The sequence below is a fragment of the Paenibacillus sp. NFR01 genome (assembly GCF_900111565.1).
Classification (GTDB): Bacteria; Bacillota; Bacilli; order Paenibacillales; family Paenibacillaceae; genus Paenibacillus_AQ.
Genome location: NZ_FOIK01000004.1, coordinates 44,384 through 58,482 on the forward strand (window position 1 = coordinate 44,384; position 14,099 = coordinate 58,482).

General features: G+C 56.8%; 12 protein-coding genes and 1 riboswitch. Of the genes, 3 read left to right on the top strand and 9 right to left on the bottom strand.

What is annotated here, in order from left to right; genetic code table 11:
- Position 1: 1 nt before the first annotated feature.
- The 5 genes from hemC to BMW84_RS17485 all read right to left on the bottom strand — a co-directional run bounded on the left by hemC (position 2) and on the right by BMW84_RS17485 (position 5,081).
- A complete protein-coding gene (gene hemC / locus BMW84_RS17465; protein WP_091070646.1) occupies positions 2-946 on the bottom strand; it encodes a hydroxymethylbilane synthase in 945 nt (314 codons plus the stop codon).
- Between the two features lie 320 nt (positions 947-1,266).
- Positions 1,267-1,914: a precorrin-2 dehydrogenase/sirohydrochlorin ferrochelatase family protein gene (locus BMW84_RS17470; RefSeq protein ID WP_254773033.1), complete on the bottom strand. Its 648-nt coding sequence runs from the start codon at positions 1,912-1,914 to the stop codon at positions 1,267-1,269.
- 187 nt (positions 1,915-2,101) lie between these two features.
- Positions 2,102-2,929 carry a cytochrome c biogenesis protein CcsA gene (ccsA, locus tag BMW84_RS17475; protein ID WP_091070647.1) on the bottom strand — a complete coding sequence of 276 codons (828 nt, stop codon included), beginning with the start codon at positions 2,927-2,929 and terminating at the stop codon, positions 2,102-2,104.
- Positions 2,930-2,934: 5 nt separating this feature from the next.
- Entirely contained in the window at positions 2,935-4,329 is a 1,395-nt protein-coding gene (gene hemA / locus BMW84_RS17480) for a glutamyl-tRNA reductase (RefSeq protein ID WP_091070649.1), read from the bottom strand.
- 215 nt (positions 4,330-4,544) lie between these two features.
- Entirely contained in the window at positions 4,545-5,081 is a 537-nt protein-coding gene (locus tag BMW84_RS17485) for a DUF4916 domain-containing protein (RefSeq protein WP_175498870.1), read from the bottom strand.
- A gap of 168 nt (positions 5,082-5,249) precedes the next feature.
- A riboswitch (purine riboswitch) is annotated at positions 5,250-5,352 on the top strand.
- A 118-nt stretch (positions 5,353-5,470) separates the two neighbouring features.
- Between BMW84_RS17485 and BMW84_RS17490 the strand changes: the two genes are divergently transcribed.
- From BMW84_RS17490 to hpt, 3 genes are read left to right on the top strand one after another with little or no spacing between them, the layout of a single operon-like run.
- On the top strand, positions 5,471-6,031 hold the full coding sequence (locus BMW84_RS17490; protein WP_091070652.1) for a phosphoribosyltransferase: 561 nt from the start codon (positions 5,471-5,473) through the stop codon (positions 6,029-6,031).
- 32 nt (positions 6,032-6,063) lie between these two features.
- On the top strand, positions 6,064-7,572 hold the full coding sequence (locus BMW84_RS17495; RefSeq protein WP_091070653.1) for an IMP dehydrogenase: 1,509 nt from the start codon (positions 6,064-6,066) through the stop codon (positions 7,570-7,572).
- Between the two features lie 51 nt (positions 7,573-7,623).
- Complete coding sequence (gene hpt / locus BMW84_RS17500) at positions 7,624-8,163, top strand: hypoxanthine phosphoribosyltransferase (protein WP_091070655.1); 540 nt, start codon at positions 7,624-7,626, stop codon at positions 8,161-8,163.
- On the opposite strand, the gene BMW84_RS17505 is transcribed toward hpt, so the two are convergent.
- The 4 genes from BMW84_RS17505 to lonB all read right to left on the bottom strand — a co-directional run bounded on the left by BMW84_RS17505 (position 8,148) and on the right by lonB (position 13,775).
- A complete protein-coding gene (locus BMW84_RS17505) occupies positions 8,148-8,735 on the bottom strand; it encodes a non-ribosomal peptide synthetase module (RefSeq protein WP_091070657.1) in 588 nt (195 codons plus the stop codon). The two genes, hpt and BMW84_RS17505, sit on opposite strands and share 16 nt — an antisense overlap.
- Positions 8,736-8,783: 48 nt before the next feature.
- Positions 8,784-9,431, bottom strand: coding sequence for a ribosome biogenesis GTP-binding protein YihA/YsxC (gene yihA, locus BMW84_RS17510; RefSeq protein WP_091070658.1), 648 nt, complete (start codon positions 9,429-9,431; stop codon positions 8,784-8,786).
- A 24-nt stretch (positions 9,432-9,455) separates the two neighbouring features.
- A complete protein-coding gene (gene lon / locus BMW84_RS17515; RefSeq protein ID WP_091070660.1) occupies positions 9,456-11,813 on the bottom strand; it encodes an endopeptidase La in 2,358 nt (785 codons plus the stop codon).
- Positions 11,814-12,062: 249 nt separating this feature from the next.
- Positions 12,063-13,775, bottom strand: a complete 1,713-nt coding sequence (lonB, locus tag BMW84_RS17520) for an ATP-dependent protease LonB (RefSeq protein WP_091070662.1) — start codon at positions 13,773-13,775, stop codon at positions 12,063-12,065.
- Between the last annotated feature and the right edge of the window lie 324 nt (positions 13,776-14,099).

The window sequence follows — 14,099 nt, forward strand, 5'->3', positions numbered from 1 at the left end:
CTCAGCCCCTTACATCGTTCAAGATCTGCTCCGCGCCGCGGGCAATCAGCTTCTTCGCCGTTTCTTCCCCAAGCTGCACCGGGTCATCCCCGTGAATGGTTTCCTTCAGGATGACCGAGCCGTCCGGCATGCCGACCATCCCCGTAAGCGAAATGCGTCCCGGAGCCTGCCCTTCGGCATCGTCATAGGTCGCAAAAGCGCCGATCGGCACCTGGCAGCCGCCGTTAAGCGCGCCGAGAAACGTCCGCTCCGCGGCCACGGTAAACGCTGTGCGCTCATCGTTATAGAGGGAGAGCAGCTTACGCAGTTCAGCGTCATCCTCCCGGCATTCGATGCCGAGGGCGCCTTGCCCCACCGCAGGCAGGCAGACTTCCGGCGGCAGCATCTGGGTAATCCGTGATTCCCAGCCCATCCGCGTGAGTCCCGCCGCGGCGAGCAGAATGGCATCATACTCTCCATTCTCCAGTTTTTTGAGCCTTGAATCGATATTGCCGCGCACCGGCTGAATATCCAGATCCGGCCGCAGCGCGGCCAGCTGGCTGGACCGCCGCAGGCTGCTCGTACCCACGCGCGCGCCCTGCGGCAGCTGGTCGAGTCTCAGCCCGCCGCGCGAAATCAGGCAATCCCGCGGATCGACCCGTTTCGGTACGGCACCGTTAACAAGCCCCGGCGGCAGCTCGGACGGCATATCCTTCATGCTGTGTACGGCCATATCGATTTCTTTGTCGAGCATCGCCTGCTCGATTTCTTTGACGAACAAACCTTTGCCGCCTACCTTGGACAAGGTGACATCGAGAATCCGGTCGCCTTTCGTCACGATTTTATGTACTTCAAACGTAAAATCAAATCCATGCCGCTCGCTCAGCCGGATCAAGTCATCGATGACTTGCCCCGTTTGCGTAAGTGCAAGCGCGCTTTGTCTGCTGCCCACCACAATGTTCCGCATGCCTGTATCCTCCCGGTCCCTATATGATCTATCTTTCATTGCCGTTCTGACGGCCTCTTGCTTCGCAGCTGACCTTTCTGCAGAACTGCCGCATTCGCGGAGCTGCCTTTTGCTTGGTATCGTTCCTCCGCAGGCGACCTCGGTGCTCCATTTCCCAACGTTGCAATAAGTGCAATAGATTTCAGCTTATGGCTTTAATTTTTCGGTTCTGTTGTATTTTGTACAACGGGAACGCGAAAATCCCGGCAGATTCTGTGAATGCATCCAAAAGGCCAAATCTGCTGTATATAATACAACGGCCAGGCCTTCAGGATCGCTGCTCACTCCCGGTTGGCCTCGATCCACTCAGCAATCCGCTCCGCACTCCACGGGGCGAAGCTCCCCTTTCGGATCTCGCCCAGCAGATCGAGCTCCTTCAGGCGCCCCAGCAGGCGCTCGCGCCGCTCGCCCGCCGGCTCGCTGCGCTTGACCGCTTCGCGCAGCGCATATAACTGCTCCAGATACGGCTCGTATTCCTCGCCGAGCGTCTCCGCCAGCAGCGCCGTGATCTGCGCTGCCGCCGCCGGCCCCGCGCCGGAGGTCGACACGGCGACGGTCAACCGCCCCCGGCGGAGCACGCCGGGGGTGATGAAGCTCCCCGCCGCGGCCCGGCTCGCCACATTGACCGGAAGCCCGAGTCCATGGGCTTCCTCCGCCACTGCCTCATTCACCGCGGCATCGCCGCTTGCGGCGTACACGAGGAAGGCGCCGTGCAGATCGCCGGGGGCATAGCCCCGGCCGATCCAGTCCAGCGCGCCTTCTTCCGCCCACAGCGCCAGCTGCGCCGTCAGCGCCGGGCTGACCACCTGCACGGCGGCCCCGGCTTCCAGCAGGCCGCCGATCTTCCGCTCGGCGATGCGCCCGCCGCCGACGACAACAACCAGCCGGCTCCGCACATCGAGCATCACTGGCAAATAATGATCAGGCACAAGCAACCTCTCCTCATCCTTGCATCTATGCTTCCTGTGCGGACATACATGAAGCCGCGGCCAACCATGATACTACGCCCGGTCCGGGCTATGGCGCGCCGTAAAATACCCGCTGTGTTGCCCTAGCGATCCTTTTCCGAGGTCATCTGCCCCTGGCACCTTACTCGGCCTACGACCCAGCCTTCCGTCATGGCCCGCCCCAGCCGTGAAATTCCGACCAGGAGTTGAGCAGGAAGTTCAAAATGATAAAGCCGTACCCGGCGATCGCCCAACGCGCCATCCTGGCGCCGCTCCGGCGGCCGGTCGCCTTCAGCCCGAGATACAGCAAATAAACCCCCAGGCCGATCAGCGTAGTCAGCACCTTCGTATCCTGGAACAGCGGCGTCCGCCCTTCGGCAATAATGGATATCCCGGCCAGAACCAGCGAGGCGACCAGCAGCGGAACGCCCGCGAGAATGGCTGTATGCGAATATTTATCCATGGTCTCCAGGCTCGGGAAGCGGCGCACCCGGTCATCCCAACGTTTATGCTTCAGCCTCCCGTGCAAAAACAAGTACATTATCGCAAACACCGTCCCCAGTGTCAGTGCGCCAAAGCTCAAATTGGCCAAAATGATATGCAGCGCCAGCCAGCCGTGCACGGCGCTCCAGCTTTGCAGCGTATGATCCTGCGCCGTCAGCCACACCCGGTTCAGCAGGAACACGCTGAAACCCGCTCCGCTCAGCAGCAGAATCGTAAATTCCCCGCCGCGCGTATACGCCACGGCAAGCGAGGTCAGCACGATAATGAAGGAGAACCAGAACAGGAAATCATAAGGCGTAAAGATCGGCAGGCCACCCTCCTGGGAGAAGCGCAGCGCAAGGCCCGCCGCCTGCAGCAGCCCTACAACGACAAGAAGCCCTGTGCCCAGCCGCTTCCCGCCCGGATCGCGTTTCAGGCAATCCGAGAAAACAAACAGCAGGCTCAGGGCGTAGAGCAACAGAGCAGCGTCATATATTCCGTTCAGCAGACGCATGACCGTCACCCACCCAGGAGCCCCGCCGATGTAAACGCCGGCCCCGGCAAAGCGAACCCTCCGCCGGCCGGACGTTTGGCTTCCTCCCGCGGGGCTTCGGCAGCAGCGTTTCCGCCGCCTTGTCCCGCTGCGGATAACGTCTCCAGCGCAAATATCCGGGTAAAATAATCGAGCGCTTCGTTTCCGTCATCTCCGCCGGACAGCTCTTTGATGACATTGATCGGGTCATGCATCATTTGATTGACAATGCTTTTCGTCAGGCGGCGGATCACCTTGCGCTGATGCTCATCGAGCTCAGGCAGCTTGTTAAACAGGCTCTCCATCGTCTCCTCATGAATACGGCTTCCTTTATCCTGCAGGGCGCGGATGACCGGCCGGACGCCGATTTGCTTCAGCCAAAGCTGGAATTCTTCGATCTCTTCGGTAATCATCGTCTCAATCTTGGCGGCTTCGCTGCGGCGCAGCTCGAGATTGCTCTCGACGATGCCTTCCAGATCGTCAATGTCGTACAGGAATACATCCGGCACCTCGCCTGCGGCCGGGTCGATATCGCGCGGTACAGCGATGTCGATCATGAAAAGCGGCCGCGAAGGACGGCGCTTCATACCTTCCGCCACCTGCTGGGCCGTCAGTACATATCCGCTCGCGCCGGTCGAGCTGATGACAATGTCCACCTCGTCCAGATGCTTCAGCGCCTCTTCAATCGTGCTCGGCTTGCCCGAGAACTTCTCGGCCAGCTCCACGGCGCGCGACAGCGTTCTGTTCGCGACAATCACTTCCGCCGCCCCGCTGCTGTACAGATGTTTGACCGTGAGCTCGCTCATTTTGCCGGCGCCGAGAATCAGCACTTTTTTGCCGCTGAACATCCCGAAGATCCGCTTGCCCAGTTCCACCGCCGCATAACTGACCGAAACGGCGCTTTCGCCGATGGAGGTCTCGCTATGGGCGCGTTTGCCGAGCGTAATCGCCTGTTTAAACAAACGGTTAAACCAGGAAGCCGTCACGTCTTCCTCCTGAGCCGTTAAAAAGGCGCTGCGCACCTGTCCCAAAATCTGCGTCTCGCCGATCACCATTGAATCCAGGCCGCAGGTCACGCGGAACAGATGGGCAATCGCCTGCTCATCCTCGTATATATACATATGCTGCGCAAATTGCTCGCTTTTTACCTGAAACCACTGCTCCATGAAGCTGCGGATAAAATAACTGCACATATGGAGCCGGTCGACCACCACGTAAATCTCCGTCCGGTTGCAGGTGGCGACGATGACTCCCTCCAGGACGCTTTTCGTTCCCATCAAGAGATGCAGCGCCGCAGGCAGATCCTTCTCCGCAAAAGCAAACTGTTCGCGCACCTCTACAGGAGCGGTTCGGTAATTCAGGCCAACGACGACGATATGCATCGCTTGTTCACCATCCTAGTCTCTAATCATTGGTGTAGGCACTGTTACAGCTAAAGCAGTCACAATTGTACCAATTCACATCAATTAAAATCGCTGTGTTAAGTATATCACAATGAATGAAGTCATTTGGCCCAAGCTTTGAAACTTTTATGACATACAGATAATAATTATTATAAATAAAATTCCAGAAAGCGCTATACGTTAGGATGGTTTATTTAAAAATATTTATGATGGGACTTTGTTCCCCAATTCACGTTAAGCCTCTCTAAGCAAGCCAAAATTACCGCCTTCTGCTCAAACCCGATGTCTTGTTTATCTACCAGCTCCTGAACCGTAAAATAGCGGAAATCCAGCGCTTCGTTCTGCGGCGAAATTTCTCCAGTCAGTTCCACACTGTAGGTAAGACCGATCGCATGCTTCCGTGGATCAATGGCATCGAATCCTTCCTGAACCTCAAGCGAAGGAGCGTACTGCGCTACGTATAGTGGCTGGCTTCCAAGCTCATTTACCTGAATCTCTTCGCCCAGCGTTTCGGATAATTGGCGCAATACCCCCTGGCGGATTGGCTCTCCGTAAAATAACCTGCCCCCTACCGTGCACCATTTCTCCCCTTCATGAGGCGTCTTGCGTAAAATCAACCCTGCTTTTTGCACCTCATGCTGGTCAGACGCGATAATCGGCAAAATATCAACGCATACGATCGGAATCCACCGTTGAATCTTCAACCAATCCTCTTCCCCGATCCAATTCACCACTTCAGCCTCCCCAGCCTCAATAATGTTCTTCATCCGTTCTCTTGAAAGTACCATTCTTGGAGCGTAGGTTCAATATATGTAATCTAACTTAACATTAAAATGCGGATTGACACACCAAACTGCCAATGATAGCATATAAAAAATGAAGTTAAGTTATTTTATCTAACATAAAAATCACAATACTCTTGTATAAGCCCGATAATCCGGATTGGGCGTATCTACAGGCAACCGTAAATTGCCCCAGGCTACAAGAGACATGGTACCAGAACCGTTGTGCTGTTGCCGAGACTCCTTCTTTCGGGCTTCTCCGCTCCTATCGACGTTTTCTTCCATGTCTCTTGGCCTGGGGTTTTTGCTATTTTATAAAAAAAGGAGTGAGCAACACCATGGGCGCATCCTACGCACGACTGACCGAATCGATTACCGGCGCGAAAAGCGTCAAAATCTACAAAACCAAAGACACCGCTTATGAATTCAAGCTTTATCCCTTTGGAGAACGCGGCACGTACATCGCGCCCGAGCTGATCTTCGAAATCACCGGTAATCTGGCCGACAGCATTCTCGAGCATTTTCCCGCCTTCGACTACCTTGTATCCCCGGAGCCGGGCGGACATACCTGGGGCATGCTGGCAGCCTATAAACTGATGAAACCGATGAACATTCTGCGGCTCAGTACCGAGCTGTATGACAACTACGAAATTTGCATCAAGCGCGAGACCGCCTATAATGAAAACTATATTTATTTCGACGGCTTCCGGGCCGGGGACCGTGTGCTCCTGCTGGATGACGTGATCAGCTCCGGCGCCACCATCCGCGGCATCGCCAATCAATTCAAGGAAATGAACGTCGAACTGGTCGGCGTGCAGGCGATTCTGGCCAAAGGCGAACATTACAAAGTGCTGGAGACCGATATCGGAGTTCCGGTACGCGTGTTGAGCAAAGTATAGAATGTGCAAAGCATAAAAGAGGAGTGAACGAAATGGCCTTTTACTACGAACAGCCTTCCCGGACGTTCAGCGAATTTCTGCTCGTTCCGAATTTAACGACCAAAGCGTGCATTCCGGACAATGTCGATCTGCGCACGCCGGTTACCAAATACCGCAAGGGCGAAACGCCGGCGCTGTCGATGAACCTTCCGGTGACCTCGGCGATCATGCAGGCCGTCTCGGATCATAATCTGGCGATTGCTTTGGCCAAAAGCGGCGGCATTTCCTTCATCTATGGCTCGCAATCCATCGAACAGCAGACGGAAATGGTCCGCCGGGTCAAAAAATTCAAAGCCGGCTTTGTCGTCAGCGACTCCAACCTGCGTCCGGAAGATACGCTGCAGGATGTGCTCGATCTGATCGACCGCACCGGCCACTCCACCATTGCCATCACCGACAACGGCGAACCGACCGGCAAGCTGATGGGCATCGTCACCAGCCGGGATTACCGCGAGAGCCGCGTCCCCCGAACCTGCCCGATTACCGAATTCATGACACCTCTCGCCTCGTTAATCTACGCCCGGGAAGGCATCACCCTCACCGAAGCCAACGATATGATCTGGGACCACAAGCTCAACTGCCTGCCGGTCGTAAACAGCGAAGGCCAGCTGCTGTATCTCGTGTTCCGCAAAGATTACGACAGCCAGCAGGAATACCCGCTGGAGCTGCACGACAACAACAAACAGCTGATCGTCGGCGCGGGAATTAACTCCCGGGATTATAAAGAACGGGTACCGGCGCTGATTGACGCCGGGGCGGATATCCTGTGTATCGACTCTTCGGATGGGTTCTCGGAATGGCAGGCGGAAACGATCCGCTATATTAAGGAAACGTTTGGGGAACAAGTAAAGGTAGGGGCGGGGAACGTCGTAGACAAGGACGGGTTTCTTTATCTCGTAGAAGCCGGCGCGGACTTCATTAAAGTCGGTATCGGCGGAGGCTCCATCTGCATCACCCGCGAACAAAAAGGCATCGGACGCGGGCAGGCCTCCGCTGTGATCGATGTCGCCGCCGCCCGCCAGGAATATTATGAACAAACCGGAGTTTACGTGCCGATCTGCTCGGACGGCGGCATCGTCCACGATTACCATATGGTGCTTGCTTTGGCGATGGGCGCGGACTTTGTCATGCTCGGTCGTTACTTTGCCCGTTTCGATGAAAGCCCCGGCCGCAAACTGCTCGTCGGCGGCAACTTCGTCAAGGAGTATTGGGGCGAAGGCTCCAGCCGGGCCCGCAACTGGCAGCGCTACGACTTCGGAGCCGCCGGCAAATCCAAGCTTGAATTCGAAGAAGGTGTCGACTCCTTCATCCCGTACGCCGGAAGCCTGAAAGACAACCTCGATCTGACCATCAATAAAATCAAATCCACCATGTGCAACTGCGGCTCGCTCTCCATCCCCGAGCTTCAGCAGAAAGCGAAGATTACGCTGGTCTCTTCTACCACCATCTTCGAAGGCGGTGCGCATGATGTCGTCCTGAAAGAAAAAGAAGGCAAAGGCTGAAGCCATTGCAGCCATCTGAACTTCAACAATTTATACGGAGGGAAGTCCACAATGACAGAGCTGAAAAAGGTGTTGGTCAGCCAGTCTGAACTCGCGAAACGGGTACAGGAACTCGGCGCGGAAATCTCGCGCGATTACGAAGGCAAGGAGCTGGTGCTCGTCGGCATCCTTAAGGGAGCGGCCGTCTTTATGGCCGACCTGATGCGGGAAATCACGTTTCCCGTTGGCATCGACTTTATGGCCGTCTCCAGCTACGGCACCGGCTCCACCACCTCGGGCGTCGTGACGATCAAGCAGGACATCCACACCGACATCCGCAGCAAGCATGTGCTGCTCGTCGAAGACCTGATTGACACCGGCCTAACCCTGCAGCACCTAAAGCAGCTCTTCGCCCTCCGCGAGGCCGCCAGCGTCCGCATCTGTACGATCCTCAGCAAGCCCTCCCGCCGTCTCGTCGACGTCCCGATCGACTATTGCGGCATAGAAATACCCGACGAATTTGTCGTCGGGTATGGGCTTGACTATGCCGAGCAGTTCCGGAATTTACCGGAGGTCTGGGTGGTGGGGGTAAATGCTCAGCCTTCCAGCTGAAACAGACGCTCCGCCAGCGATTTCAGCCGCTCATCGATGATTGCGCACTCAGCCCCATCATCCGCAGCGTTCCGCAAGTCCAGAAGCGTATCCACTTCGCTTCGGGTCCGCTTGATCTCCAGCTCCACCGTATTTTGTCGGTATAGCGCCGTAAGTTCGGCCGGAGTCTGCTTATGCTCGTATACGAGTTTGCTGCCCCCCGGCGTCCATTCAGAGATGCGGCGCACGGAACCTTTTTCATAGTCGTATTTCATGGTGAATCCTCTGTAGATCCGATTGACCGTCCCCGTACCTTTATAGGTGACAAAAAGCTTGCGGACGGCATTGTTCAAATGCGGACTGACGATCCGGCAGTTCAGCGAGCAGCGGTACAGCATGCCCTGGCGTTCGACGGCCACATGAACCTCTTCGCCGCCGCTGTCTGTCAGCACGAGTTCCTGCTCGCCGCCGCCCAGAACCTTGATGCGGGTCGTAATCCGGCCAGCGCCCCCCTTATGCAGATACTGCGTCATCTGGAACTCGGTCATCAGGATCACCGCGTTCTCATATTCCGTAGCGATTCGCTGTGCCATAACGATCCCCCCATTCATGGTATGGTTCGCGCCGTCCGCCTTGATTGGTTATTGCGCCGTCAAGTCATCCTGCGCTTCCACCGTCTCCCCGGAAACATCCTCTTCGGCCTCCGGTGTGCTGCAGCTCTCGATTAGGCCCCACAGCTCCTCCTTGCCGAGTCCTATCTCGGAAGAAAAAGCGATAAACGAATCGCCCGGCAGCACGCCCAGTTCCTGCTTCATCTGCTTGATATGCTTCGGCCAACGCGATTTCGGAATTTTATCCGCCTTGGTTGCGACCACGCAGAGCGGCAGGTCGTAATGCTTGATCCAGTCGAACATCATTTTGTCGTCCGCCGTAGGCGGATGGCGCAAATCGACGACCAGCAGGATCAGCTTCAACGTCTCGCGTTCGGCCAAATATCTCTCGACCATCTTCCCCCAGGCTGCGCGCTGCGTCTTGGACACCTTGGCGTACCCGTAACCGGGAAAATCGACCAGATACAACTGTTCGTTGATCAGGTAATAGTTCATGTGCTGCGTCTTGCCCGGGGTAGAGCTGGTACGGGCCAGATTTTTGCGGTTGATCATCCGGTTGATCAGGGATGATTTGCCGACATTCGAGCGCCCTGCCAGAGCAATCTCCGGCAAGGCGTCCGCAGGATATTGATCAGGGCCGACGGCACTGATGATAAATTCCGCTTTCGTAACGTTCATAATATTTCCTTTCTAATATACGCGTTAATGCAGGCTTGCAGACATATCGCCGCCCGCATGATGCTCGACCAGCGCATGCTGGAGCACTTGATCCATATGCGATACCGGCACAAATTCCACATCGCTGCGGACGCTGTCCGGAATATCCTTCAGATCACGTTCATTGTCCTTCGGCAGCAGGATTTTTTTGTACCCGGCCCGGTGGGCGGCAAGCGATTTCTCCTTCAGGCCGCCGATCGGCAGCACCCGTCCGCGCAGCGTAATTTCACCGGTCATGGCCACATCCTTGGACACGTACCGTTTGGTCAACGCCGAAATCAGCGCCGTGGCAATCGTAATCCCGGCTGAAGGGCCATCCTTCGGAATCGCGCCTTCGGGAATATGGATATGGATATCGTTTTTCTCATAAAAATCAGGCTGCAGCCCCAGTTCCTCCGCCTTGGAGCGGGTATAGCTGAACGCGGCCTGCGCCGATTCCTTCATGACATCGCCGAGTTGACCGGTCAAGATCAGCTTGCCGCTGCCTGGAACAACCGTCACTTCGATCAGCAGCGTGTCGCCGCCGACCTCGGTCCAGGCCAACCCGGTTACGGTGCCGATCTGATCTTCCAGCTCCGCTACGCCGTAGCGGTATTTCGCCACGCCGAGGTAGTCCTTGACCTCATCCGGCAAAATGGTCACCTGCTGCTTCTCCCCGGCCACGATCTGCTTGGCGGCCTTCCGGCACAGCGCCGCAATCTGCTGCTCCAGGTTCCGCACGCCGGATTCCCGGGTATATTCGCGGACGATCCGCAGCAAGGTGTCGTTGCCGATGACGAGTTTATCTTCCTCCAGCCCGTGGTTCTCCAGCTGCTTCGGCAGCAAATAACGCGCAGCGATCTCCAGCTTCTCCAGCTCCGTATAACCCGGAATAAAGAGCATCTCCATCCGGTCGAGCAGCGGCCGCGGAATATTGTGCACCGTATTGGCAGTGGTCACGAACATGACGTTCGACAAGTCGAACGGCAGCTCCACAAAATGGTCGCTGAACGTATTGTTCTGCTCCGGATCGAGCACTTCAAGCAGCGCCGCCGCAGGGTCTCCGCGGAAATCGGCCGCCATTTTGTCGATCTCGTCCAGCAGGAATACCGGATTCAGCGTCCCGGCCGTCTTCATGCCCTGGATAATCCGGCCCGGCATGGCGCCGACATAGGTGCGCCGGTGTCCGCGGATCTCCGCTTCGTCACGCACGCCGCCGAGCGAAATCCGCACGAATTTACGGTTCAGGGAACGGGCGATGGAGCGGGCCAGAGAGGTTTTGCCGACGCCAGGAGGGCCGACGAGACAGAGGATCGGGCCCTTCAGCTTTTTGACAAGCTGCTGCACGGCCAAATATTCCAGCACGCGTTCCTTCGGTTTCTCGAGACCATAGTGGTCCGAATCCAGCACCTTTTCGGCTTTGGCGATATCCAGATCATCTTCGGTCGATTCGCTCCAAGGCAGGCTCAGCAGCATATCGACATAGTTGCGGATGACGCCGCCCTCCGCGGAGCTCGAAGGCATTTTCTCCAGGCGGTCGATCTCTTTCTCGATCTTCTCCTGCACCTTCTCCGGCAGATTCTTCTCCAGCATCTGCGCGCGCAGCTCCTCGGCTTCTCCCGCCCGGCCTTCTTTATCGCCAAGCTCCTTCTGGATTGCCTTCATCTGCTCACGCAGATAATATTCCTTCTGCGTCTTCTCCATCTGCTTCTTCACGCGCTGGTTGATCTTGCGTTCGAGCTCCAGCACTTCGCGCTCGTTGTTGAGAATATCAAGCAGCCGCTCCAGCCGCTTGTTGACATCGATCGTCTCGAGAATCTCCTGCTTATCCTTGATCTTCAGCGACAAATGGCTCGTAATGACATCCGCCAGGCGGCCGGGTTCTTCAATATCGGATACGGCGGCAAGCGTCTCGGGCGTGACCTTTTTGGATAAGGTGATATAATGCTCGAACTGGCTAAGCACCGTGCGCATCAGCGCATCGCTCTCCTGGTCGGCATCCACATGCTCCGGCAGCTCCCGGGCCACAACCTCGTAGTAGTCCTCATTATCCGTGTAGTTAATGATTTCCGCCCGCTCCAGTCCTTCAACCAGCACGCGAATCGTACCGTTGGGGAGCTTCAGCATTTGTCTGACATTCGCCACCGTGCCGATCCGAAAAATATCTTCCTGACTCGGCTCTTCTATATCGACCTCCGACTGGGAGCACAGGAGTATCAAGTTATCTTCAACCATTGCTTTTTCCAGTGCACGAACGGATCTCTCCCGTCCCACGTCCAAATGAAGAACCATGCTGGGATAGACAAGAAGACCTCTTAGCGGCAATAAAGGAAAACGACGACCTTTGGTTTTGCTGGGTATCATCGCTTTCGCACCTCCCGTGGTTCTTAAAATAGTGAGTTCTGCATTCATTCTAACAAATGCGGGGTGAAAACACCAACTGCCTCCATGAGCAGGAACGCAATTTGCTGAATCGAAAAGCCCGTCTGAGCGGACTTTCGTTTTGAGTCTGGACCTAGCGATCGAAGCATTCCCGGAAATTCACAGTTTCCGAAGTAAAAAAAAGCGGCGGAAATCCGCCGCTTTCGATAGATATATCCACCGCCCGGTGGATTAGCCTTGCGTATTTTCCGCGGATGCATCCGCCTTGAACAATGACGGGGCAGCAGCAAATGTCTCCCCCGACACGGCGGGCAGGCGGACGTCGGCGGTGTCCGCACCGAAGAGGTGGCGGAATACTTCGTCCACCGTTTCCACGGGAATGACCCGAAGCGGCTCCAGTCCGGCGAAGAGCGTTTGCCAGTTATCCTTCGGGATAAGCACGGTCGTTGCGCCGGCCTGGAAGGCCGCTTCCACCTTGGCTACAACGCCACCGACCGGCTTCACCCTTCCGTGAATGCCGATCTCGCCGGTGATTGCCACTGTGTTGTCCACCGGCAGGCGGCGAATCGCCGAGACGATGGCCACTGCCATGGCTACCCCGGCCGACGGGCCGTCGATCGGCGTGCCGCCGGGGAAGTTAACATGCAGATCATAATGATCCGGCTCGAGGTTCATGGTGCGCAGCACGGTCAGCACGTTCTCCACCGAGCCCCTGGCCATGCTCTTGCGGCGGATCGTACGGGAGCCGCCGCCGATCTCTTCTTCATCCACTACGCCGGTGATATGCAGCCGGCCTTGACCGCCCGAAGCCGGGGCTGCGGAGACCTCGATCTCCAGCAGCGTCCCCATCCCGGGGCCGTAGACCGCCAGCCCGTTCACCAGGCCGATCTGCGGCGCCGTCGGTACCTTGCGCTCGGTCCGCAGCGGCAGTTGGCTGCTGCCGGCCACCCACTCCACGTCTGCCGCATTTAAAGTATCGCGGCTTTCCGTTAACGCCAATCCAGCGGCAAGCTGGATCATGTTGACCGCTTCGCGGCCGTTGGTCGCATATTGCTTCACGACGTTTACCGCGTCCGGGCTGGGTTTCAGCCCGATCTTCGCAATCGCATCGCGCGCGATCACAGCGATCTCCTCCGGCAGCAGCGGCCGGAAATAGATCTCCATGCAGCGCGAGCGCAGCGCCGGCGAAATCTCATCCGGCGAGCGCGTGGTCGCGCCGACCAGTCGGAAATCGGCCGGCAGCCCGTTTTGAAAAATATCGTGGATATACGCCGGCGTGTTACTGTCCTCGGAATTATAATAGGCGCTCTCCAGCAGCACCTTGCGGTCCTCGAGCACCTTCAGCAGCTTATTCATTTGAATCGGGTGCAGCTCCCCGATTTCGTCGAGGAACAAAATGCCGCCATGTGCCTTCGTCACCGCACCTTGCTTCGGTTGCGGCACGCCGGCAATTCCCATCGCCCCGGCCCCTTGATAGATCGGGTCATGCACCGAGCCGATCAGCGGGTCGGCAATGCCCCTTTCATCGAAGCGCGCCGTCGTGGCATCGATTTCCGTAAACTTGGCATCGCTTTTGAAGGGGGACAGCGGATTCTTTTTCGCTTCCTCCATCACAACGCGGGCCGCCGCCGTTTTGCCGACGCCTGGCGGCCCATAAATGATGACATGCTGCGGATTGGCGCTGCACAGCGCTGCCCGCAGGGCGCGCAGCCCGTCCTTTTGCCCGACAATATCGCCGATGGATGCCGGCCGGGTCTTCTCCGAAAGCGGCTTGGTCAGGGAGATCATCCGCATTTTTCGCAGCTTCTCCAGCTCCTTCCGCGATTCGCGGTCCACCGCCGTCTTGTTGCTCTTTTGTCCCCGCAGCAAATTCCAAAAATAAACGCCGATCACCAGCGCAAAAAACAGCTGCACCAGCATCAGCAATACACCCAATTCTCCCATAGGTCATCCTCCTGTTTCGTTCAATCTACCGCCTGCGCCTGTAGCTACTACTAGGTAGTATAGCCTTTTCCACATTTCGTAAACGCGGCAGGGGAGGAATTGTGGAGGGAACCGGCAGACGACGGGCATATAGAGTATGAACCGGGTAAAAGAAGTACGCACGGCAGACGCGCTTGCGAACAGTGAAAGCCATGTATACCGAGCATGGAGATAGCTAGGTGAACGGGCAGCGTACGGGCATACGAGAGCGGTTGGATAAGGCTCCGGCGGCTCCGGCAACTCGCGCCTGCCCGTGTGAGTAAAATAGTGGGATTTTGTCCCACT